The sequence below is a fragment of the Bradyrhizobium sp. WBOS07 genome (genome assembly GCF_024585165.1).
Lineage (GTDB): Bacteria > Pseudomonadota > Alphaproteobacteria > Rhizobiales > Xanthobacteraceae > Bradyrhizobium > Bradyrhizobium japonicum_B.
The window spans coordinates 958,067-979,938 of record NZ_CP029008.1 but is presented as its reverse complement, the minus strand read 5'-3'; the positions used below and the strand labels follow the sequence as shown (position 1 = coordinate 979,938).

Below are 21,872 nucleotides of genomic sequence, written 5' to 3'. Positions count from 1 at the left end.
TGGCGCTGCAGCGCGCCTACCTCATCCGCCGCGCGCTGCTCCAGCTCTTCAGCGAGGCCCACACGCCGCGCGACAGGCGGAAGCAATCGACCGGCGTCGAGGAGCCCAGCGCCAGGAATCGATGCAGCTGGACGCCGCTCCATTGGAAGCCGCACTTCTCCAGCACCTTGCGCGAGGCGGGGTTGGTGACGCGCGCACCCGCATAGAGATGCTCGTCCTCGAACTCCTCGAAGAAGAAGTCGATCGCGCCGCGTGCGGCTTCGGTCGCAAAGCCCCGGCCCCAATGCTCGACGCCGAGCCAGTAGCCGAGCTCGGCATTGCCTGGTGTCGAGCAGTCGATGCCGACCATGCCGACCGGGCCGTTATCGTGCTCGATCAGGAATACGGTCTCAGCTCCGAGCGCGGCGGTGGCGCGGATGAACTCGACGGCGTCGTCCTGCGAATAGGGGTGCGGCAGGCGGCGGGTGTTTTCCGCGACGCGGCGGTCGTTGGCGAGCCGGGCGATGGTCCTGACGTCGGCCAGCGTCGGCCGCCGCAAAGTCAGCCGCTCGGTGGCGACGACGCTGGGTCTCGCCTCGGCCAAGGTCACGCTCGAGAAATCCTGCAACATGTCCGGCTCCGCTAGAAGTCACTAAGTCAAAGTGAGCAAGTCAAAAGAAAAGGGGAGGCCGGTTTCCCGCCTCCCCTGGAGCCTTCGATCGCTAGGATCTGGACTCCGCCGGTTCAGTCGGGACCGGCGGACTCCATTTGATCCACCGTCTATTCAGCAGCCTCTGCGATCGGGAGTACCGATACGAAGGTGCGGCCGTTGGCTTTGGCCTGGAACGCAACACGACCCTCGATCTTGGCGAACAGGGTATGGTCCGTGCCCATGCCGACATTAAGGCCGGGGTGCCAGGTGGTGCCGCGCTGACGCGCAATGATGTTGCCGGGAGTGACGAGCTCCCCGCCGAACGCCTTGATACCGAGGCGCTTGCCCTTGGAATCGCGTCCGTTACGCGATGAACCGCCTGCTTTTTTGTGAGCCATGGCTCGTCTCCGAAATCCTGCGTATGTCTAGGTCAATTCCTTGACGGAATCATTTCAAAATGTCTCACGCCTCAATTCGTGAACGGGCGTGATCGATCTTGCGTTACTCGGCGGCTTCCGCGGCCGGCTCCTTCGCCACCTTCTCCCGCTTCGGACGCGGGCCCTTGGTGGGCTTGGCGCCGTCGGTCAGGATCTCGCTGACGCGCAGAACCGTGATCTCGTCGCGATAGCCGCGCTTGCGGCGCGAATTCTTGCGGCGGCGCTTCTTGAACGCGATGACCTTGGGGCCGCGCTTGTGGTCGAGCACCTCGACCGCAACGGACGCGCCTGCGACCGTGGGAATGCCCAGCACCGGCGTGTCGCCGCCGACCACCAGAACTTCATTCAACTGCACGATCGAGCCGACTTCGCCTTCGATCTTGCCTACTTCGAGAACATCATCCGGCACGACGCGGTATTGCTTGCCGCCGGTTTTGATGACTGCGAACATCGTTCTTTCTCCGTGTTCAATCCCGGCCTCGTGACAGATTGTCCGGGCCGGCTTTTTGTCAGTCGCTACGGGTTTATCTGCGTTTTGTGCGGGTGGGGCTTATCCCCTTGAAAACCCACGCAAAAACAAGCGGCGCGAGAAACGCCCCGCCCCGACTGTGGGACTTATAGCCGCCATCGGCCGCAAGTCAAGGAAAACCGCGGAAAAAGGCCCGGATTTGAAGGATTTGGCCGGGCTGCCGGCTTTCATGCGAAATTCGGCGGCCGTTGCAACAAACCGGTTCCCGCGCCGTTGTCCCGGCCGGAACAGGTAAGCGGGCAAGGGCTCTTCAATGGCAACGGACGAACTGGTCAAGACGACGACGGGCATCGCCCATCACGGCGCCGAGCGGCTGCCGTCGGTGGACATCGACAGCTTCAACATCGAGATCAAGGACGAGGACGGCTTCCTCGGCGACCGCGCCAGCAAAGGCGCGTTCCGCGACATCCTCGAGGGCTGGCGCAAGCCGCTGCGCAAGACCGGCGAGGACCCGTTCGGGAAGGTGCCGACGGAGGAGATCAACAAGAAGACGCTGGATGCCATCATGATCGGCGACGACGCCGAGGCCGCGGCCGTGGTGCACAGCGCGATCGAGGATTTCGCCCAGGAGCTCGCTTATGTCACGCGCCGCTTCCTCAAGACCAAGGCCTGGGCCAAGACCGAGCGCATCATCGTTGGCGGCGGTTTCCGCGATTCCCGGCTCGGCGAGCTCGCGATCGCGCGCGCCGAGATCATCCTCAAATCCGACGACTTCAAGATCGACATGATGCCGATCCGCCATCACCCCGATGAAGCCGGCCTGATCGGCGCGCTGCATCTGGCGCCGTCCTGGATCTTCGAGGCCCATGACAGCATCATTGCCGTCGACATCGGCGGCACCAACATCCGCTGCGGCCTGGTGGAAACCGGCTGGAAAAAAGCCAAGGACCTGTCGAAAGCCAAGGTGGTGCATTCCGAGCTGTGGCGCCATGCCGACGACGAGCCGACGCGCGAAGGCGCGGTGAAGCGGCTCACCAAGATGCTGAAGGGGCTGATCACGGAGGCCGATAAGGAAGGCTACAAGCTCGCCCCCTTCATCGGCATCGCCTGTCCCGGCGTGATCAACGCCGACGGCTCGATCGAGAAGGGCGCGCAGAATCTTCCCGGCAATTGGGAGAGCAGCAAGTTCAACCTGCCGGCGAGCCTGCTCGAGGGCATTCCGCAGATCGGCGAGCACGACACCGCGATCCTGATGCACAATGACGGCGTGGTGCAGGGCCTCTCCGAGGTGCCGTTCATGCAGGACGTCGAGCGCTGGGGCGTGCTCACCATCGGCACCGGCCTCGGCAATGCCCGCTTCACCAACCGCCGCAAGGAGAACGGCAAGGACCGGGATTCCACGGAGAATGGAAAGAAGAAGGGTAAAGACAGCAAGAAGAACGACGACGAGTAACCTTGACCGGTTAGGTTAAGGACCGGATTGCGTTGCGCACCGGCCGCCGCACGCTAGGGTCGAATCGTCGCCTCGCCTGGCCGGCGAAGCCGCCCTTCACGGCCAGAGTTTCAATGAGCGGCACCGGGACCGCCAGTGTTTACCGCGTCTGGCGGTCCCACCCCGTTTTTCCGACCAGATCGGTGATTCGGCACCCGTGCGCGGCCCGGCCGGCGCGCCGGCTGAGAAGCGGCCCATTTTCCTCAAAGTGCCGCCCAAATCCGCAATTGGCCTCGACGCCACCGCAACATCCCAGGACGGACCTGGAAAACCGGTCTGATTTTCGTCTCCCGCGCCTTGTCTGGCCGGCCATCCTCGCCTATTAACGCCCCCAACCACAGGGGCCCTGCCTCTATATGGCGCCTTCAGGAGAGGTGGCAGAGTGGTTGAATGCACCGCACTCGAAATGCGGCATAGGTGCAAGCCTATCGGGGGTTCGAATCCCTCCCTCTCCGCCAGCTTTGAAAAATCCGATCGGCGCCTTCTTCTCGTAGCCCGCGATGCGCTCTCGTCCGCCAAGCTGCAGCAGGCTGTTCGACGGAAGACGGGGCAGAGCCCATGCTGCCGCTCGAGAGGCGAGCGTTGGTCCCCCCGATGGCCTGCGAGCAGAATGGCGGTCGTCGAAGAAGTGGCCGTCATGACGAGCGCCACGCCTTGATGAGTTCGGCGTACCAGCCGAATGAAGCCTTCGGTATCCGCCGCAGCGAGACATAGTCCACATAGGCGAGGCCGAACCTGTTGCTGTACCCGGAATCCCATTCGAAATTGTCGAGCAGCGACCAGATGAAATAGCCGCGCAGATCGGCTCCGCTGGAGGCGGCGGCATTCATCGCCTCGATATAGGCCTTCAGGAAATCAATTCGGTCGCCATCGTTCACCGAACCCGTTTGGTCGGGCTCGTCGAAGCTGCCGTATCCGTTTTCGAGGACGTAGATCGGCAGCCCATAACGCGCGTGGACGGACTCGAGGGTTTGCCGGAAAGCCTCGGGGTCGATCGGCCAGCCGATCGGCGTCAAGGGGGTGCCGGCAGGCTTGTCGCCGAAGTCGTAACCCAGCATCGAATCCGCGTTCGCCTTCACATAGACCGGACTGTAATGGTTCAGTCCAAACCAATCGACCGGACGGCAGATGCGCGCCATATCGCCGGGTTGCATATGCGGCTCGATCGCTGTCCGCATCGACGCAGGGTAAGCGCCAACGCATTGCGGATCGGGAAAGACATCATTCCAATACATGCTCAGGCGCGCCGCCGCAGCCGCATCGGCTTCGCTTGCGCTGGAGGGCCGACAGGGCTGCCGGTTGTGAATGCATCCGATCGAGGCGCCAGCGACGCTCGCGCGCAGCACGTCCACGGCAGCCCCGTGCGCGAGATTGACGTGGTGGATCATGCGGTGGAGCTCATCTTCGCTTCCGCGATCCCGCTTGCCGAGCGAGCGGCCGAAGAGAGTGAAGATGGACGGCTCGTTGAATGTCGCAAACCGCTTGACCCGGTCGCCAAAGCGCCTGGCGGCCAGAGCCGCGTAGTCGGCGAACCAAGTCGTGGACTCCCGGTTCAGCCAGCCGCCCCGCTCCTCCAGGGCCTGGGGCAGGTCCCAATGATAGAGGCACAGCCATGGCTCGATTCCGGCGGCCAAGAGCGCGTCGATCAAGCGCTCGTAGAATGCAAGGCCAGCCTCGTTGGCGGAGCCCGTCCCTTGCGGCAGCACGCGCGGCCAGGCCACCGAGAACCGGTAAGCCTGCACGCCCAGGGCCTTCATCAGGCCGACATCCTCGCGATAGCGATGATAATGGTCGCACGCGACATCGCCGGTATCGTGATTCTTGATGGCACCGCTCTGACAGTAGATATCCCAGACGCTGAGCCCGCGGCCGTCCTCCCGCGTCGCGCCCTCGATCTGGAAGCTCGAGGTGGAAACGCCCCAGATGAAATCCGGGCGCAGGCTCGTGGTGTCCGCCAGTTGCGTTGTCGCCATGAACGACCTGCTTGCTCCAGCCCGCCGTGATTGTCGCGACATTGGTAATCATGCAGGTTCCGGACGGTATTGAGATAGCTCAACGAGTTCCGGCGCGGCCATGCAAAGGATTGACATCCCAAGACCGTTGCCGGGGGCCGCAATTGCAGAGAACCAGATGGGGCGGGGTCGTTGACGGCGACCTCAGCGGGAGCGGCTACTTTCGCGTCGCCGAGCGCAATGGCGTATTCTGGCTCGTCGATCCGGACGGAGGCCGATTCCTCTCGAAGGGGGTCAATACGATCCGCTTCGATCAGGAACGCATTGGGGGGAGCGAGCGCGTGCCCTATGCCGAGGCCTGCCGGGCCAAGTATGGCAGCCTGCAGATCTGGCGCACGGCCGTGTCTGACCGGCTGGCAAGCTGGGCCTTCAACACGGTCGGCTGCTGGTCGGACGAACTCGTTGCCAGCTCGGGGTCGCACTTGCTGGCAACCACGCCGATCGCGGAGCTCGGCGCGTCCTTCCGCCTGCACCGGCGCGATCAAGTCTTCCCTGATGTTTTCGATCCCGAATTCTCGGCGCATATCCGCGCGAGCGCCGATCAGCGTTGCCGGCATCGCCGCAATGATCCCGGCTTGCTCGGGACCTTCATCGATAATGAGCTCTACTGGTCACCCGACTGGCGCAATACCGACGAGCTTCTGACGCTGTTCCTGAATCTGCCGTCTCGTCGACCTGGCAGGGGTGCCGCTATCGTGGGACTGCAGGCGCGCTATCGGGATTTTGATCAGTTCAATGCGGTCTGGCGCACTCAGGCGCGATCCTGGCAGGAGCTCGGCAGAATCGAACATGTCGCAGCACCGTTCGTCAGGCTTCGTCCCGGCGTCTTGAACGACGCTCTCGAGACCAAGGCCAATCTGGCAGATCCCTGCCGCGAGGCCTTCTCGGCAGATTGCGATGCCTTCGTGGCTGTCGTCGCCGACAGATATTTCGAACTGTGTGTCTCGGCCATCAAGACGGCCGATCCCAATCATCTCGTGCTCGGATCCCGGTTCGGGTATCAGCCGCCGGCAGGCGTCATCGCCGCTGCCGGCCGCCATCTCGATGTCATTTCCTTCAATTGCTACGACTTCGACCCCGGTCCGGTCATTGACGCTTACGCTGCTGCCGGGAAGCCATGCCTCATTACTGAATTCTCATTTCGAGGCGACGACGCGGGCTTGCCGAATACGAAGGGAGGGGGCCCCCGGGTGGCGACCCAGACAGAGCGCGCCCGAGCTTTCGAGGGTTACGTTGCGGCGGCTCTCAGCAAGCCGAATGTAGTCGGCTATCACTGGTTCGAGCATGCCGATGAGCCGGCGCAGGGGCGATTTGACGGCGAAGATTCGAATTTCGGAACCGTCACGATCGAGGACCAAGTTTATGAAGAGCTGACGAAGACCATGACCACGGTCAACGCGGCGGCAGAGTGCATTCACGCTGCTTCTGTCGCGGCTGTGATCTAGGCGGTGAGCTCATGAAAACGGTCCGCGTCATGCATGCGGACTAGGCTCGCTTTCCTTCCTTGGCAGTTTGTGCGGCGGCGCCGTTCCATTCGCGCCAATGCGTTGGGAACACATGAACGGGCGCGCCGGTCTGCGAGTTGCCCCAACCCCGGGAGCGCGACGGGTCTCTCAGCCACCGATGCCTACGGGCATTGCCTCGATCGGTAGCCGTATCGGCCACCTGGTTGACCTGAATCCCGAGCGGGCCGGCCGGTCAAATGTCGCGAAAGCAGACCATTGCGACGGCCGTCATGTTCGCGGGAGACATGCTGCCTGCCGTGCTGCAGCTTGTTTTCACCATATCGGCAAACGTCACCCCGATCGCGCCGCCAGCACCGCTCGCGCCGTCGCCACGAACGCCTGCGCCGCCGGCGACAGGGTTCGGCCCTGCCGCTGCAGCACGGATACCGGTCGCGTGATGGCCGGGCGTACCAGCGGCTTGGCGATCAGGGCCGGAAACTGGTCGGCCGGCAGCATCGTCGCGGGCAGGATGGCGAAGCCCAGGCCCTGGGCCGTCATGGCGAGCGCGGTGTTGATCAGCGTCACCTCATAGGTCGGTGACAGACGCTTGCCCTGCGCGCCCAGCGCCTGATCGATCTGCATCCGGATCCGTGTCTCGCGCCGCATCGCGATCGTCGGCAGCTGCGCCAGCTCGTCCCATGTGAGGGAGCGCCGCGCGGCGAACTCGGTGGTGCGGCGGCCGATCGCGCTCAAGCGTCCGCGCGCCAGCGTCTCGATCGTCATCTCCGCGAACTCGCCTTCCACACTGCCGATCGCGAATTCCGCGTCGGTTGCGATCAGGCGCGGCACGAGATCGTCGGCCGCGACATCGCGCATGTCGATCTCGATGTCGGGATGGCTAGCGCGGAATGTCGCGAGCACCAGCGGCAGCAGCGCCGATGCGGCGCCGGCCGACGCGACGAACGCGACGCGGCCGGCGCGCGCTTGCGCGAGGTCGTGCATGCGCCGCGACAGGCCCAGCGCATCGCTCAGCATCCGTTCGGCGGCGTGAAACGCCTCATGGGCGGCCAGCGTCGGTTGCACCGACCGCGTGGAGCGGTCGAACAGCCTGACGCCGAGCTGGCCCTCGAGCTGCTGGATCAACAGGCTCGCTGCCGATTGCGTGATCCCGAGCTCGCGCGCCGCCCGCGTGATGCTGCGGGTGCGGTACACGCCGGCGAAGGTCCGCAGCTGCCGCAAGGTGACATTCATAGGCAAAACTCATGAGTTGATGAGTTCTTTCGGTCTTATCTCATAAACGACCCTGCAATAAAGTGCATGTTGCGCGGACGACGAATCCGCGGCTGCCCAGGGGGATGAAACGAGCATGAGGACACAGGTGCTGGTCGTGGGCGCCGGGCCCGTGGGTTTGACCGCGGCCATGGACCTGGCTTCGCGCGGGATCGACGTCGTGATCGCCGAGGTCCGCCATGCCGGCGATCCGCCCAGCGTCAAATGCAACCACGTCTCGGCGCGCTCGATGGAGATCTTCCGAAGGCTCGGCGTCGCCGCCAAGCTGCGCGAGGCGGGACTCCCGGCGGACTTTCCCAACGACTGCTCCTATCGGACCACCGCGACCGGCATCGAGCTCTGCCGCATCGATATCCCCTCGCGCGCGCGGCGCTACAGCGCGACCGGCGGTCCCGATACCTGGTGGCCGACACCCGAGCCGCCGCATCGGATCAACCAGGTCTATCTCGAGCCGATCCTGTTCGATCATGCCGCCGCGCAGCCGCGCATCACCATGCTCGCGCGCACGGAGGTCGTGTCGATCGAGCAGCATGACGATCATGTGGTCGTGCTGGCGCGCGACCTCGAGAGCGGAAGCCTGCTGCGCATCGACGCCGGCTTCGTGATCGGGTGCGACGGCAGCCGCTCGCTGGTTCGCAAATCGATCGGAGCCAGCCTGTCCGGCACGCCCGTGATCCAGCGCGTGCAGTCGACCTATATCGAGGCGCCGCAGCTCAAGGAGCTGATGGGCGCGCACAAGCCGGCCTGGATGGTGCTCTCGCTCAACCCGCGGCGCTCCGGCACCACCGTTGCCATCGACGGTCGCGACCGCTGGCTGATCCACAATCACCTCAAGCCCGACGAGCCCGAATTCGACTCGGTGGATCGCGACTGGTCCATCCGTGCCATCCTCGGCGTCGACGAGCGCTTTGAATATCGTGTGCTCAGCAAGGAGGACTGGGTCGGGCGGCGCCTCGTGGCCGATCGCTTCCGCGATCGCAGGGTCTTCATCTGCGGCGACGCCGCGCATCTGTGGATGCCCTATGCGGGCTACGGCATGAATGCGGGCATCGCCGACGCCGTCGATCTCTGCTGGCAATTGGCGGCGCATCTGAACGGCTGGGCGCCGGCGTCGATCCTCGATGCCTATGAAGCGGAGCGCCAGCCCATCACCGAGCAGGTCTCGCGCTTTGCGATGGACCACGCCATGAAGATGATGGCGCAGCGCGGCGGCGTCTCCGCGGAGATCGAGGACGACACGCCGCGCGGCCAGGCGGCGCGCGCCGCGCTGGCGAAGGCGGCCTACGATCTCAACGTGCAGCAATATTGCTGCGCAGGATTGAATTTCGGCTACTATTACGATGCCTCGCCGATCATCGCCTATGACGGCGAGACGCCTCCGGCCTACACGATGGGCAGCTTCACGCCCTCCACCGTGCCGGGCGCCCGCGCGCCGCATCTGTTCCTGCGCGACGGACGATCGCTCTACGATGCCTTTGGGGTCGGCTACACCTTGCTGCGGCTCGACCCTGCGATCGACGTCGCGGCGCTGAGATCAGCAGCGGAGACGCGGGGCGTGCCGCTGGCCTTGGTCGACATCGCGCCGGATGAGGCAAACGGGGCTTATGCTGAAAAGCTGGTGCTGGTGCGGCCCGACCAGCACATCGCCTGGCGTGGGCAGGCTGCGCCCGAAGATGCGCCGGGCTTGCTGGCGCGGCTCACCGGCGCGGCGGCGTAAAGAAGATCAAGCTGCCTGCCTGACGACGACGACGCCAGGCGGCTCACACAAAAACGCATCGAGGAGGACAACGTGTTTCGCATTGCAAGGCGCCGCATTCTGGCCGTGCTGACGGCCGCGACTTTCGTCGGGCTGCCGCTGGAGGCCGTGAAGGCAGCCTATCCGGAGCAATTGATCAAGATCATCGTGACCTTTCCGCCCGGCGGCAGCGCCGACACGGTCATCCGCGCGCTCGAGCCCTTGGTCACCGCCGAGCTCAAACAGGGCCTGGTCATCGAGAACCGCGCCGGAGCAGGGGGTAACATCGGCATGGCCGCGGTCGCGCAGGCGAAGCCGGACGGCTACACGCTCGGCGTGGCGCCGGCGGGTGCGCTGACGGTCAACCCGTATCTCAACGCGTCGATGCCGTTCGAGCTGAAGGATCTCGCGCCCATCACGCTGCTTGCGGAAATCCCCTTCGTGCTCGTCGCCGCCGCCGACATTCCCGCGCACAACATGGCCGAAGCGGTCGCGCTGGCCAAGGCGAGGCCGGGCGCGCTGTCGATCGGGCACGGCGGCAACTCGACCGCGATGCACCTGACAGCCGCGCTGTTCACGCACAAGACTGGGATCGCGATGGAGCTGGTCCCTTATCGCGGCACCGCACCGGCGACGGTCGACGTGCTTGCGGGCCATATTCCGTTCGCGGTGCTCGATATCCCGGCATCGCGGCAATTGATCCTGGAGCGCAAGCTCAACGCGATCGGCGTTTCCTCGGCGCGCCGCCTTGCGTCCTTGCCCGATGTGCCGACCCTCGCGGAGAGCGGCATTGCAGGCTTCGAATCGGTTGGCTGGTTCGGGCTCGTCGCTCCCGCAGGCACGCCTGCCGACGTCATCGGCAGGCTGAACGAGGCCTTCACGAAGGCGCTGAAGGACCCGTCGGTGCTCGAGAAGATCAGGACGCTCGGCGCGGAGCCTGCGCCGATGTCGCCCGAGCAGTTCGCCCGCTTCATTCAGGACGAAAGCGCGAAATGGGGCAAGCTCATCCGCGAGGCCGGTATCAAGGCGAACTAAAGCATGATCCGGAAAAGTGCGCAGCGGTTTTCCGAGAAGATCATGCTCAAACAACAAGCTGAAGCGCGATGTCGATACATCCTCATCGCATCGCGCTTTGGTCGTCATGCCACCGCAGCCTCGTGAGCGGACGCTGCTCGGCAACCCATAACGCGTGAGCCAGAGCCGCTGACGCGGTGTTGCTGCCAATGTCAGGCCGTGGCGGCGGCCGTCTCGCGGAGAGCGGTGTTGCGGGTCTTGAATCCATCGCATGGCTCAAGCCGTGGCTCCTGTGTATCCCATTGATCCAACACACCCCGTCTACTGTGCATGGGGTTGTTTTCGCGTTTATGTTGGCCGGGGCATAAGGCGTCTGGCACGGCGGCACCCGCTTGAACCCAATCCCCGCCCGCTCCGACCCAGCAATGCCCCACCCTCCGGCGGGACCAAGGTGACCCACCACGATGTTCGACAAGACTTACCGCGACCGCCTCGAAGCCGATCTGGCGCGATGGGAGGCCGAGGGCGTGATTGCGCCGGCGGCGGCCGCGTCCATCCGCAATGCGCTGCCGCCGCTGCCCGCGGGCATCAACATCGCCGTGGTCGTCGGCATCGTCGGCGGTCTGCTGATCGCGGCCGCGTTCCTCGCCTTCGTCGCCGCGCACTGGACCGAGATCGCGCGGCTGGCGCGGTTCGCCATCCTGCTCGCCGGCATGGCCGTAACCGGTGCCCTCGGCGCCTGGTTCGCTGGGCGGGGCCGCGACGTTCTTGCCGATCTCTGCGCCGGCATCGGCGCGATCATCTTTGGCGCGGGCATCGCGCTGGTCGGTCAGATGTATCATCTCGGCGAGGATTTTGCCGGCGGCATGCTGCTGTGGTCGATCGGCGCGTTCGCCGCCGCGCTGTTGACCGGCTCGCGCGGGGCGCTCGCGGTCGGCCTCGTCGCCGCCAGCATCTGGACCTGCATGCGGATCCATGATTCGCCGGACGTCCTGCATCTTCCCTTCGTGGCGGTCTGGCTGATCGCCGCAAGCCATGCCTTGGCGTGGAATTCCCGCGTCGCGGCCCATCTCGTCGCGCTCGCAGTACTGCCGTGGTGGATCGCGACCTCGCTGCGCTTCGAGCTCGACGGCGCCCAGCCGGCCTTCGTGCTCGCCAACGGCGCGGCCCTGCTGTTCGGCGCCGGGCTTGCGATCGCCGCGATGCCATCGCCGCGGGCGGCGCGGCTCGGCAGCGTGCTGTCGATCCACGGCGCGTTCGCGCTGGCCGCCGCGGCTTTCCTGGAGGTGACGACGGCCGACGACATCATTCACTTGCGGACGACGCGCGCAGCCTCGGCCCAGCCGCTGTGGGCGATCCTGTGCGGCGCGGCGGGGGTGATCCTCGCCCTCGTCTCCGCCACGCTCACCAGGCGCAGAGGCGAGATTCTTGCCGCCGGCGCGATCGGGCTCGTGCTGCTGGCCGCGCCGTTCTGGCCGGTCGCCCCGGTCGGCGAGCCCTGGCTGGCTTATGCCGCGCTGCTTTGCGCCATGCTGTGCCTCGTCGTCTCCGGCATGCTCGATGACGTCCGGCCGCGCATCGTCGCCGGCTGGCTCGGCATCGCCGGCGTGATCGCCGGCATCACCTGGGCGGTGAAGGGCTCGCTGCTCGCCCGCTCGGCGTTCCTGGCGGCGGCCGGTGTCGTCGCCGTTGCCTTTGCCACGGCGCTCAACCGCGCGCTGCCGAGGAGTGCACGATGAGCCGGCTGGTCACGTCCTTGTCGGCGCTGTGGCGGCGTATCCCGAAAGCCGTGCTGTTCGGCGTCGCCGTCCTGGTGCAATGCCTGCTGCTGATGCTGATGGTCGTCGACCGCGTGCAGATCCTGCGCGAAGGCGTCGAGGTGACCTTGCAGACGCAGCCGGTCGATCCGCGCGATCTCCTGCGCGGCGACTATGTCGTGCTCCGCTACGAGATCTCGCAGGTGCCAGCCGGCGCGCTCGCCGGCAAGGTCGCGGATGCGCGCCACCCCGACGTCTTCGTCAAGCTCGCGCCAAATGCCGACGGGCTGTATCAGGCCGTCTCGGTGCATGCCGAGCCCGTCGCGGTCACCGCGCCCGAAGTGCTGATCCGCGGCCGCGTCGGCAATTATGGCGGCTCCTGCAGCGACGACCGGCGAAGATTCTGCGACAAGCTGCCGATCAAATACGGCCTCGAAAGCTATTTCGTGCCGCAAGGCGAGGGCGGCAAGCTCGAGCAGGCCCGCAACCAGCAGAAGCTGCGGATCGTCGCCGCCGTGCTGCCCTCGGGCCGCGCCGCCATCAAGCGGCTGCTGCTCGACGGCGAGCCGGTGTATGAGGAGCCGTTGTATTAGGGCGGGGTGCGCTGGGATAGATCGATTGCCGCGCCGGGTGAGGGCTTTCTTGCTGCAACGAGAACGGCCGCCGCGAGGCAGCTGAGGGAGCGTGCGTCTTAAGAGATAGCCCAGCCGGAGGACAGAGCTTCCGCTTGGCGGAGAACCGTCTGCACAGCCGCGTCTTGAAGGTCTGGTGGGTAGCCGTGTTTGCGCAGGATTCGCTTCACAAGAACCCGCATTCGCGCCCGAGCGCTTTCGCGGTGAGACCAGTCGACCGTCGCGCTCCCCTTGAGATTTACAAGGAGTTCGTGGGCCACGAGCTTGAGGGAGTCATTCCCCATCGCTTCGACAGCACTCTCATTTTCGGCAAGGGCGTCGTAAAAAGCTATCTCGTCCTGCGACAGGCCCTCTTCTTCGCCACGCCTGCGAGCAGCCCTAACTTCCTTTGCTAGTTCGATGAGCTCCTGCAGCACCTCAACGGTGCTGATGGCATTCGTATGGTACCGGGCGATGGCGGCTTCGAGGCGTTCTGAGAAGCGTTTGGTTTCAACGACGTTTGTCTTGCTCCGCGAGCGGATTTCGTCGTTCAGGAGCTTGCGCAATGCCTCCAAGGCTAGATTCTTCTTTTCGAGCTGTTGAACTTCGGCCAAGAACTCATCGGATAGGATCGATATGTCCGGCGTTGTAATTCCGGCAGCAGCGAGAACATCAATAATCTCGGTTGAAACGACGGCACGATCTAGAATTTGTTGGATCGCAAATTCCCGATCGGCGGCACTAGTCCCAGCAGTGTCGGCTGATTTGACGAGGGCAGCGCGTACCGCTTGGAAAAAGCCGACTTCGTCCCGAATAGCCCTTGCTTCATCGCTCGCAGACGCCAAGGCGAATGCTTTGGAAAGAGCCAGAACCGCATCTTGATACCGTCTATTCTCGCGGCGCTTGCCGTCCTCACTGGTTTCCTTGGCCGCGGCTTCGTGCTGGCGATCGAGTATCCACTCGATTGCCTCTGCCAGCGCGACGAGGCGCTCATGCGGCGTACCGGACAGGCCGCGTGCGTAGTCGAAGCCGTGATACATCGCCTGGACGACCTCGTGCTTCTCCAGCAGAAGCGCGATCGCTTGTGCCTCGTCGATTCCCGCCTGACGCTGATCCGAACCAGAATATTGACTCAGTGCGTTCTTCAGGTTTTGCGCGATCCCGATGTAGTCGACCACCAGGCCCGCCGGCTTGTCGCGAAAAACGCGGTTGACGCGGGCGATTGCCTGCATCAAGCCATGACCCTTCATAGGCTTGTCAATATACATCGTGTGCATCGACGGCGCGTCGAAGCCTGTTAGCCACATGTCCCGCACCATCACCAGCTTGAGCTGGTCTTTCGGGTCCTTGGCACGCTTTGCCAGAAGATCGCGGCGGGCCTTGGTCCCGATATGCGGTTGCCAAGCCGGAGGATCGGCGGCCGATCCGGTCATTACCACCTTGATCGAGCCTGCCGCGTCTTCGTCGCTGTGCCAATCAGGCCGAAGGGTGACAATCTGGTTGTAGAGTTCGACGCAGATACGTCGGCTCATGCAAACCACCATCGCCTTGCCGTCCATAGCCGCGACGCGATCCTCGAAATGGCGAACGAGATCCGCCGCAACCAACGCAAGTCGCTTCTTGGAACCGACAAGGGCCTCGATGGTCGCCCATCTACGCTTGATGCGCTCCTGTTCGGTGATCGCCTCGTCTTCGGTCAGCTCCGCGATCTCGGCGTCGATCTTCGGCTTCTCCTCATCGGGAAGCTCGATACGCGCCAGACGGCTCTCGTAGTAGATGGGAACGGTCGCACCGTCTTCGACCGCCCGGCTGATGTCATAGACGTCGATATAGTCGCCAAAAATGGCCGGCGTATTCACATCGTCCTTTTCAATCGGCGTTCCCGTAAAACCGATGAACGAGGCGTTGGGGAGGGCATCGCGGAGGTATTTCGCGAAGCCATAAGAGATTTCGCCCGTCTTCTGCTCGACCTTGGCTCGGAAGCCATACTGGCTCCGATGCGCTTCATCGGCGATGACCACAATATTCCGGCGATCGGACAGCATCGGGTAGGCGACTTCACCCACCGCGGGCGAGAACTTCTGGATGGTGGTGAAGATCACACCGCCGGAAGCACGGTTAAGCGCTGCGCGCAGATCGTCCCGGCTGCCAGCCTGGACCGGCGTCTGCCGGATCAGATCGCGACACATGGAGAAAGTGCCGAACAATTGATCATCCAGGTCATTCCGGTCGGTGATGACCACGATCGTGGGATTCTCTAACGCAGGATGCCGGACAAGCTGCCCCGCATAGAAGGCCATCAGCAGGCTCTTGCCCGACCCCTGCGTATGCCAGATAACACCGATCCGCTTGTCTCCCCTCGGGTAGTTCTCCACTCCCGGAAGGCCATAGGTGGCGGGCTCCTCATCAAGCCCGGAAGCCTGAGGAACTGCGTTATTCAAGGCGAGCGCGCGGACAGTCGAGGCGACCGCGCGTTTGACCGCGTGAAACTGGTGATACCCTGCGAGCATCTTGGCGAGGCTCGAACCTGTCTCTCCGAACACCGTGAAATCGCGGAGCAGATCGAGAAAGCGTTGCCGCTCAAAGACGCCTTCCACGAGCGTGGTTAGCTCGGGCTGACCCTTCGGGGCGATGACTTTCCCGTCGGTCGTGCGCCACGGCATGAATCGTTCCTGGTCGGCGGTGAGCGAGCCCACGCGCGCGGTGATGCCGTCGGACGTTACAAGGACGGCGTTGGTCCGAAACAGCGACGCGATCTGCGCCTTGTAGGTTTGGAGCTGGTTGTAGGCGCCGTAGATCGTCGCGTTTTCTCCGCCCGGGGCCTTGAGTTCGATCACGCTCAGCGGCAGACCATTGACGAAGATCACGACGTCGGGACGCCGCTCGACCCTACCCTCGATCGCGGTGAACTGGCTGGTGGCAATCCAGTCATTTGCAGCGAAGTCGTCGAAGTCGATCAGCCGAACCTTATCTCCTCGGATCGTTCCGTCGTCGCTGAAGAACTCGACGTCGACCCCGTCGACCATCAACCCGTGGAGACGGCGGTTTTCTTCGGTGAGGGAGGGGTGCTCGGTCGCCAAAATCTTCCGCAGCGCATCGCCACGCGCTTCCGACGGGATCGACGGGTTCAGCTTCTCGATCGCGGCGCTCAGTCGCTTCTGCAAGATGACGTCCGAATACGTCTCCCGCTCGGGCGACTTTCCGTCCGGGCCGATGTCCGCGTCGCTGAGCACGGCATAGCCAAGCGCAGAGAGCCGATCGAGCACGAGCTGCTCAACATCTGCTTCGGAAAGATAGGCCATCAGACGACCTCCGTATCCCTGGACGCAGCCGCTTTCGCCTCCCGACATGCATTCAGCACGAGCTTATAGGCTTCACGATCAACCCCAAACAGAAGCCGCGAGGGTTCGATCGCCAGCGGAACCTCCTCGCCGTCTGGAAGGACCACAACGACCTGGAGGAAGCCGTCTCCGTCCAATTCGGCGCGAAGCGAGGAAAATTGGTCAATGGTCGCGTTCGACGCCTCAAATCGCTCGTAGGGCTCGAACGTCCGCACCGGATCCGGCTCGCGTTCGAGATAGCATTGGTAAAGAAAGGTCACCAAGGCATCTGCTGCCAACATCGCCGCGCGGCGGTGGTGGACTGAAAGCTTCTGGCTCAAGCCATCCTTGCCATGGCTGACCGTGCCGCAGATATCTCGGAACTGGCCCAGCGCTTCAGTCAGCCGATAATGCTGCGAGATGACCTTGCTGAAGGGATCATCACGTCTTTCGACCAGCGCCATCAGGCGAAATGCTGCGGACACCCAGCCGCCGAAGCTCGGATGTGCACCTCTGATTGGGCTATCTGACCATTCTGCTATTGGATTGATCGGGTCGTCCAACTCGGCAATCAGCACCCGGCAAGCGCATTCGACAAGGCCCTTGGCCGCGTCGATGGAGGCGTCGTTTTCGTCGTTAAACTCGCGCTCAAGAGTCTCGAATGTCTGCTGCAATGTCGGCGCGTGCTTCCAGTGTGCGCAGAAGGCGCGGATGCCGGGATACCAATCAGCGCTCATGCAGCCCTCGGTGAATGTCAGAGAAGGAACCGGGTGTGTTCGCGCTGGAGGCGGCCTTCGGCCGATACCCGGTCAACAGTCCGGGGCGGACCGCAACGCGCGTCATGTGGTATCCCCTGCGATCCTGTCGGCGTTACTCACGCGCACCTCGCCCGACATCAGTTTTGGCAAGAGAAGGTCCCGCGTGGTAGCGAGGATACGACTTTCCCTTTCGTTCGACACGATGCGATTAAATAGCGGTCTCATGGACTCGTCAAAGGTTCGAAGGAGATCAGACGTCGCGACTGTCACTTCGATCGGTCGAAAGTTGGCTTTACTGATCTCCTGAAACGTCGATCCGTTGGCGTTTTGATGGACCGTTTCCATGTTGGCCTGTGTCCACAACCAGACAAAAACGTTAGATAACCTCTTCTTGCAGATCATCGCGATGAAACCCTGATTCACCGCGACCGGCGTCTGGGCGATCGCCATGTAGCCGATCGGGGCGCGCGAGGAGAGCAGCACGGTCCCGACCGGAAGCAAGCCAGAACTGATCTGCGAAAGTCCAGCGTTGGTGATTTGGCGTTCTGTGCTCAGCAGAACCGGAGTACTCAATGAGGAAAGGTCTTTCGGTGTTGCCCAGGAGATATCACCACCCCAGAAGGCGGCCTCCTTGGTACTGGGTGTTGATCCGCCAACAACGTCAACTTCCTCCCCTATAGTGGACGTGGTCCACCCCTCCGGTTTGCCATCTTCATCGAGGCGATTGGGGAAAAGGGACCAGACGTCCGCGGCGAGGTAAGGTGCGCGCGCATCCATCTTGGCGCGGGTCGGCCCGAAATCAACGAACCAATCCTTGAAGATCGCCCGGGCCGTGGCCTCCAGCGTCTCGTTCATCCGTCGGTTCAATTCGATCTTGTCGTCTAGTGGACCTATCAACTCAGCAATAGATATCTGGACCTCTATGGGCGGCATGGGAATAGGCAGCCCTCGCTGGGCTGTGATTCCCAAATATGCCCGAGTGGAGCCTCCGCCGGCCCATGCCTCAAAGATGTCTAGGAACTGACGAGAGTTGAAGTAGTACTTCAGAAAGCGGTTGTTTAATTTCTTCCGATCTTTTATCCGATAATAAGTCACTTGCGGCGTGAGCATAATAAATGGGAAATCGTTAGCTTGAACGATTGCGGTTCTTCCGAGCGTCGCCTTATGAGACAGAAGAACGTCGCCAGGCTTTGAAAACCCCTTAGATAGCTGACTCGCCCGCTCCTCTGATATGAAGGAGCAGTTAACCAGATCGACCCGGCCGCCTTTGAGGTCCGATGCCATTATAAAGGGAATGCCGGACTCAACAAAATCAGTGGCCTTGGGATGAATTGAGCCATGATTGCCGTCCATAGGGCGTTCGATCACTCCCAATTCGACGAGCTGATGAACAGTGTAGATCGGCCACTCAGCCATCAACGCTCACTTTCGCGAGCTGGGCGCGGATAGATTTAGATAATTGCTCCGACGCATTCATCTGCTGATCGAGTATTGATTTGAGCTCGGCGAGCCGCTCTGAAAACGACACTTCGTCTTCTTCGGCATCTGCCGTGCCGACATACCGACCTGGGGCTAGCACGTAGCCGTGGGCCTTGATCTCATCGAGAGTCGCCGCCTTGCAGAACCCCGGCGCATCCGCATAGGCGCCAGCTTCACTCTCGCCGCGCCAGGCGTGGTAGGCGCGCGTGATCTTTTCGATGTCCGCATGGGAGAATTCCTTGCGAGTCCGGTCCACCATGTGGCCAAGCTTGCGCGCGTCGATGAACAGGATTTCGTTGCGTCGATCCCGCAGCTTAGTGCTGAGGGCGAACCCGTTCGACTTGTCGCGAGCGAGGAACCAGAGGCATACCGGAATTTGAGTCGAATAAAAGAGCTGACCGGGCAGTGCCACCATGCAATCGACGACGCTAGGTGCGCCCTTCACACCCTCGATCAGCGCGCGGCGAATCGCATCTTCGCCGTTTTGCGTGGAGGACATTGAGCCGTTGGCCAGCACGACCCCCGCGACGCCTGTAGGCGATAAGTGATGCACGATATGCTGCACCCAGGCGAAGTTGGCGTTGCCAGGCGGCGGCACGCCATATTTCCAGCGTACATCCTCGCGCAGCCGTTCCCCGCCCCAATCGGAGATGTTGAAGGGTGGATTGGCGAGGATGAAGTCGGCCTTCAGGTCGCGCAGCTCATCCTTGTGGAAGCTGCCATCACTGTTCCATTTGATGTCGGCGTCGATGCCGCGGACCGCGAGGTTCATCTTGCACAGCCGCCACGTCGTATAATTCGACTCCTGACCATAGATGGCGATGTCGCCAATGCGCCCGCCATGCTCTTCGACAAAGCGTTCGGATTGCACGAACATGCCGCCCGAGCCGCAGCAAGGATCATAGACGCGGCCCTTGAAGGGCTCAATCATGCCAACCATCACACGCACGACCGAGCGCGGCGTGTAAAACTCGCCGCCGCGCTTGCCCTCCGAGCCGGCGAACTGACCGAGGAAGTATTCATAGACGCGGCCGAGCACGTCTCGGGCCTCGCCCTTCTCTGCACCGAGCGCGATCCCTGAGATCAGATCGATCAGCTCGCCAAGCATCACTGCATTGAGTGCAGGACGAGCATAATCCTTTGGCAAAACGCCCTTAAGACTCTCATTATCCTTTTCGATGGCGATCATCGCCTCGTCAATCATCTTTCCGATGGACGACTGCTTTGCATTCGCCTGGAGGTGCGACCAACGGGCGGTCGGCGGTACCCAGAAGATGTTGTCGGCGGCGTACTCGTCGCGATCAACAGCTCCGCACGCTTCGCCTCGAAATTGTCCGAAATATGCTTGAGGAAAATTAGCCCGAGCGCGACGTGTTTGTAGTCGGACGGCTCCATGTTGCCGCGGAGCTTGTCAGCAGCCTTGAACAACTCGGCTTCAAATCCGAGGTCCCCGCCCTTACCGTTGCCGTTCGTCCGGAAAGGCTTCGCAGGCGGTAGAATGAGCGATTTTTCGCCCACTTCCACCGGTTGAGCGCTAGCCAACGACACCGAGCCGCCGCGACCTCTGCCTGGAGTCACGGCGCCTTCGGCGGCCAGTTCCTCCTTGACGGCGTCATAGGTTGCCTCTGTCCATCCAAGGGTGTCGCGCAACCGTCCATTGCCTGCTGACCCGCCCAGCTCCGTTAGCACCGCGACGAATTTGTCCTTGAGCGACTGCCTAGTCAATTTTCCCCTCGCCACTTCTGGCCACGCGCGCTTTGCTAGAGCGCGTCCGGCCTTTAGGCTGCCCAACGGATAGCCTTTGGTACTCTTCTACAGAAACAACCACTACGACGCCTCGCCCGTGCTTCTCGATCAGCACCGGCCCAGCGCGCGCGGTGTCGATCATCAGGCCGAAGCCGTTCTTCGCTTCCCGCGCCGACATGGTTTTCATGGCTTAAGCCCAATAATGCTTCGCGAGCTAATTAAGACAAAATGGCCTTTTTTGCCAACGCAAAGGATTGGCGGCCGCTAAGCTGACCCACGGCCAAATCGCGATGCCGTAGCAGACGGGTCCCGCACGAGCCCCGACTAACAAGTTTGATCTCGAGATTGTCGAGCGAGGTGGCCGTTTACGGCGACAGTGAAGCTGTCCAGCGGCCAACTTCGAAAACAAAAGCCCGCACTCGCGTCGACCGCGCGCAGCGCACTCGGGCAGCCAGAACCCTGCCTGTTGGCCCCCCTGCGATGATGCCACTATGCTCCTGTTTTGCCTGACGAAGCAAATGACGGGAGTCGTCATTCGGAACGGGCGGCAACGACCGCGGCCAATTCTCATCGGCTCGCATGGCTGCGCCGGACAGGCGACTCAAACCACGTTCCTTCGACTTTTCGGCCTCCGAAACCCCGACACGCACCTGATCATCCCCCCACCTAACCCATTGATCTTGCAACCCCCGTCTACTGTGCATGGGGTTGTTTTCGCACTTTTGTTGTTCCATGGCAGAACGCGAGGCGTTCAACCGCCGCGGCACCCTATCCGCCACCCCCACCAAGCGAGACCAACATGCACTCTGCGGCCAGCGGCTGGGGCAACGGGCTTCTCGGCGTCATCATCTTCAGCGGCTCCTTGCCGGCGACGCGCGTCGCGGTCGGCGGCTTTTCCGCGCTGTTCCTGACCTCGATGCGCGCGGTGATCGCCGCGCTGATCGCTCTCGCCGTGCTCGGCCTGCTGCGTCAGGCCCGGCCGCAGCGGGGCGATCTCGCGTCCCTCGCCATCGTCGCCGTCGGCGTCGTGGTCGGCTTTCCCCTGCTGACCGCGCTCGCGCTCCAGCACATCACCTCGGCGCGTTCGATCGTCTTCATCGGCCTTCTGCCATTGTCGACGGCGATCTTCGCCGTGCTGCGCGGCGGCGAGCGGCCGCAGCCGCTGTTCTGGCTGTTCGCCGGTCTCGGCAGCGCGACGGTGGTGGGCTTCGCCCTGTCCGGCGATGGATCGGCCTCGCTGATCGGCGATCTCCTGATGGTCGCCGCGATCGTGCTGTGCGGGCTCGGCTATGCCGAAGGCGCGGCGCTGTCGCGCCGGCTCGGCGGCTGGCAGGTGATCTCCTGGGCGCTCCTGCTGGCGCTGCCGCTGATGATCCCGGTCGCGGTCCTGACCTGGCCGCCATCCTGGAGCGGCGTCGGCGTGCCGGCCTGGATCGGGCTCGCCTACGTCTCGATCTTCAGCATGTTCGTCGGCTTCATCTTCTGGTACCGCGGCCTCGCGCTCGGCGGCATCGCACGCGTCGGCCAGCTGCAGCAGCTCCAGCCGTTCTTCGGCCTCGCGCTCGCCGGGCTTCTGCTGCACGAGCCCGTCGCCTGGAGCATGATCGCCGCGACCATGCTCGTGGTCGCCTGCGTCTTCTTCGCGCGGCGGTTTGCGTGAGGGTCGTGCCTTACGG

General features: G+C 63.2%; 17 protein-coding genes, 1 tRNA gene and 1 pseudogene. 8 read left to right on the top strand and 11 right to left on the bottom strand.

The window, feature by feature from the left end:
• Nucleotides 1-16: 16 nt before the first annotated feature.
• From DCM79_RS04625 to rplU, 3 genes are all read right to left on the bottom strand, one after another.
• The gene (locus tag DCM79_RS04625) at nucleotides 17-610 is read right to left on the bottom strand and encodes a GNAT family N-acetyltransferase (protein ID WP_257178850.1); all 594 of its coding nucleotides are present in this window, start codon (nucleotides 608-610) and stop codon (nucleotides 17-19) included.
• Nucleotides 611-759: 149 nt separating this feature from the next.
• Nucleotides 760-1,029 (bottom strand): 50S ribosomal protein L27, encoded by a 270-nt coding sequence (gene rpmA / locus DCM79_RS04620; protein ID WP_028133240.1) that lies wholly within the window; start codon nucleotides 1,027-1,029, stop codon nucleotides 760-762.
• 103 nt (nucleotides 1,030-1,132) lie between these two features.
• Complete coding sequence (gene rplU / locus DCM79_RS04615) at nucleotides 1,133-1,519, bottom strand: 50S ribosomal protein L21 (protein WP_028133239.1); 387 nt, start codon at nucleotides 1,517-1,519, stop codon at nucleotides 1,133-1,135.
• Nucleotides 1,520-1,850: 331 nt separating this feature from the next.
• On the opposite strand from rplU, the gene DCM79_RS04610 reads away from it, so the two are divergent.
• Both DCM79_RS04610 and DCM79_RS04605 read left to right on the top strand, forming a co-directional pair.
• The gene (locus DCM79_RS04610; RefSeq protein WP_257178849.1) at nucleotides 1,851-2,990 is read left to right on the top strand and encodes an ROK family protein; all 1,140 of its coding nucleotides are present in this window, start codon (nucleotides 1,851-1,853) and stop codon (nucleotides 2,988-2,990) included.
• A gap of 407 nt (nucleotides 2,991-3,397) precedes the next feature.
• Nucleotides 3,398-3,487, top strand: a tRNA-Ser gene (locus DCM79_RS04605).
• Nucleotides 3,488-3,664: 177 nt separating this feature from the next.
• On the opposite strand, the gene DCM79_RS04600 is transcribed toward DCM79_RS04605, so the two are convergent.
• On the bottom strand, nucleotides 3,665-5,002 hold the full coding sequence (locus tag DCM79_RS04600) for a GH1 family beta-glucosidase (protein WP_257178848.1): 1,338 nt from the start codon (nucleotides 5,000-5,002) through the stop codon (nucleotides 3,665-3,667).
• 143 nt (nucleotides 5,003-5,145) lie between these two features.
• Here DCM79_RS04600 and DCM79_RS04595 point away from each other — a divergent pair, with 143 nt between their 5' ends.
• Nucleotides 5,146-6,486, top strand: coding sequence for an agarase (locus tag DCM79_RS04595; protein ID WP_257178847.1), 1,341 nt, complete (start codon nucleotides 5,146-5,148; stop codon nucleotides 6,484-6,486).
• Between the two features lie 351 nt (nucleotides 6,487-6,837).
• On the opposite strand, the gene DCM79_RS04590 is transcribed toward DCM79_RS04595, so the two are convergent.
• Nucleotides 6,838-7,737, bottom strand: coding sequence for a LysR family transcriptional regulator (locus tag DCM79_RS04590; RefSeq protein WP_257178846.1), 900 nt, complete (start codon nucleotides 7,735-7,737; stop codon nucleotides 6,838-6,840).
• A 115-nt stretch (nucleotides 7,738-7,852) separates the two neighbouring features.
• Between DCM79_RS04590 and DCM79_RS04585 the strand changes: the two genes are divergently transcribed.
• The 4 genes from DCM79_RS04585 to DCM79_RS04570 all read left to right on the top strand — a co-directional run bounded on the left by DCM79_RS04585 (nucleotide 7,853) and on the right by DCM79_RS04570 (nucleotide 12,875).
• On the top strand, nucleotides 7,853-9,493 hold the full coding sequence (locus tag DCM79_RS04585) for an FAD-dependent oxidoreductase (protein WP_257178845.1): 1,641 nt from the start codon (nucleotides 7,853-7,855) through the stop codon (nucleotides 9,491-9,493).
• A gap of 72 nt (nucleotides 9,494-9,565) precedes the next feature.
• A complete protein-coding gene (locus DCM79_RS04580; protein WP_257178844.1) occupies nucleotides 9,566-10,546 on the top strand; it encodes a tripartite tricarboxylate transporter substrate binding protein in 981 nt (326 codons plus the stop codon).
• 443 nt (nucleotides 10,547-10,989) lie between these two features.
• Complete coding sequence (locus DCM79_RS04575) at nucleotides 10,990-12,264, top strand: DUF2157 domain-containing protein (protein WP_257178843.1); 1,275 nt, start codon at nucleotides 10,990-10,992, stop codon at nucleotides 12,262-12,264.
• Nucleotides 12,261-12,875 carry a GDYXXLXY domain-containing protein gene (locus DCM79_RS04570; protein ID WP_257178842.1) on the top strand — a complete coding sequence of 205 codons (615 nt, stop codon included), beginning with the start codon at nucleotides 12,261-12,263 and terminating at the stop codon, nucleotides 12,873-12,875. Before DCM79_RS04575 ends, DCM79_RS04570 begins: the two co-directional genes overlap by 4 nt.
• Before the next feature lie 98 nt (nucleotides 12,876-12,973).
• Here the strand turns inward: DCM79_RS04570 and DCM79_RS04565 are convergent, their stop codons facing one another.
• From DCM79_RS04565 to DCM79_RS04540, 6 genes and pseudogenes are all read right to left on the bottom strand, one after another.
• Nucleotides 12,974-16,195, bottom strand: a complete 3,222-nt coding sequence (locus DCM79_RS04565; RefSeq protein ID WP_257178841.1) for a type I restriction endonuclease subunit R — start codon at nucleotides 16,193-16,195, stop codon at nucleotides 12,974-12,976.
• The gene (locus tag DCM79_RS04560; RefSeq protein ID WP_257178840.1) at nucleotides 16,195-16,950 is read right to left on the bottom strand and encodes an abortive infection family protein; all 756 of its coding nucleotides are present in this window, start codon (nucleotides 16,948-16,950) and stop codon (nucleotides 16,195-16,197) included. The genes DCM79_RS04565 and DCM79_RS04560 overlap by 1 nt, the downstream gene beginning before the upstream one ends.
• Nucleotides 16,951-17,052: 102 nt before the next feature.
• Nucleotides 17,053-18,387, bottom strand: coding sequence for a restriction endonuclease subunit S (locus tag DCM79_RS04555; protein ID WP_257178839.1), 1,335 nt, complete (start codon nucleotides 18,385-18,387; stop codon nucleotides 17,053-17,055).
• A complete protein-coding gene (locus tag DCM79_RS04550; protein WP_257180694.1) occupies nucleotides 18,380-19,558 on the bottom strand; it encodes an SAM-dependent methyltransferase in 1,179 nt (392 codons plus the stop codon). Before DCM79_RS04550 ends, DCM79_RS04555 begins: the two co-directional genes overlap by 8 nt.
• Before the next feature lie 66 nt (nucleotides 19,559-19,624).
• Nucleotides 19,625-19,845 (bottom strand): annotated as a pseudogene (locus DCM79_RS04545) (type I restriction-modification system subunit M N-terminal domain-containing protein); the annotation flags it as partial.
• A 322-nt stretch (nucleotides 19,846-20,167) separates the two neighbouring features.
• A complete protein-coding gene (locus tag DCM79_RS04540) occupies nucleotides 20,168-20,383 on the bottom strand; it encodes a type II toxin-antitoxin system Phd/YefM family antitoxin (protein ID WP_257178838.1) in 216 nt (71 codons plus the stop codon).
• Nucleotides 20,384-20,995: 612 nt separating this feature from the next.
• On the opposite strand from DCM79_RS04540, the gene DCM79_RS04535 reads away from it, so the two are divergent.
• Nucleotides 20,996-21,856, top strand: coding sequence for a DMT family transporter (locus DCM79_RS04535; protein ID WP_257178836.1), 861 nt, complete (start codon nucleotides 20,996-20,998; stop codon nucleotides 21,854-21,856).
• Nucleotides 21,857-21,872 lie beyond the last annotated feature (16 nt).

Excerpts from the sequence above, each read along its gene's own strand:
- DCM79_RS04625 (WP_257178850.1), bottom strand. The coding sequence starts at position 610 with ATGTTGCAGGATTTCTCGAGCGTGACCTTGGCCGAGGCGAGACCCAGC.
- rpmA (WP_028133240.1), bottom strand. The coding sequence starts at position 1,029 with ATGGCTCACAAAAAAGCAGGCGGTTCATCGCGTAACGGACGCGATTCC.
- rplU (WP_028133239.1), bottom strand. The coding sequence starts at position 1,519 with ATGTTCGCAGTCATCAAAACCGGCGGCAAGCAATACCGCGTCGTGCCG.
- DCM79_RS04610 (WP_257178849.1), top strand. The coding sequence starts at position 1,851 with ATGGCAACGGACGAACTGGTCAAGACGACGACGGGCATCGCCCATCAC.
- DCM79_RS04600 (WP_257178848.1), bottom strand. The coding sequence starts at position 5,002 with ATGGCGACAACGCAACTGGCGGACACCACGAGCCTGCGCCCGGATTTC.
- DCM79_RS04590 (WP_257178846.1), bottom strand. The coding sequence starts at position 7,737 with ATGAATGTCACCTTGCGGCAGCTGCGGACCTTCGCCGGCGTGTACCGC.
- DCM79_RS04585 (WP_257178845.1), top strand. The coding sequence starts at position 7,853 with ATGAGGACACAGGTGCTGGTCGTGGGCGCCGGGCCCGTGGGTTTGACC.
- DCM79_RS04575 (WP_257178843.1), top strand. The coding sequence starts at position 10,990 with ATGTTCGACAAGACTTACCGCGACCGCCTCGAAGCCGATCTGGCGCGA.
- DCM79_RS04570 (WP_257178842.1), top strand. The coding sequence starts at position 12,261 with ATGAGCCGGCTGGTCACGTCCTTGTCGGCGCTGTGGCGGCGTATCCCG.
- DCM79_RS04565 (WP_257178841.1), bottom strand. The coding sequence starts at position 16,195 with ATGGCCTATCTTTCCGAAGCAGATGTTGAGCAGCTCGTGCTCGATCGG.
- DCM79_RS04560 (WP_257178840.1), bottom strand. The coding sequence starts at position 16,950 with ATGAGCGCTGATTGGTATCCCGGCATCCGCGCCTTCTGCGCACACTGG.
- DCM79_RS04555 (WP_257178839.1), bottom strand. The coding sequence starts at position 18,387 with ATGGCTGAGTGGCCGATCTACACTGTTCATCAGCTCGTCGAATTGGGA.
- DCM79_RS04550 (WP_257180694.1), bottom strand. The coding sequence starts at position 19,558 with ATGCTTGGCGAGCTGATCGATCTGATCTCAGGGATCGCGCTCGGTGCA.
- DCM79_RS04540 (WP_257178838.1), bottom strand. The coding sequence starts at position 20,383 with ATGAAAACCATGTCGGCGCGGGAAGCGAAGAACGGCTTCGGCCTGATG.
- DCM79_RS04535 (WP_257178836.1), top strand. The coding sequence starts at position 20,996 with ATGCACTCTGCGGCCAGCGGCTGGGGCAACGGGCTTCTCGGCGTCATC.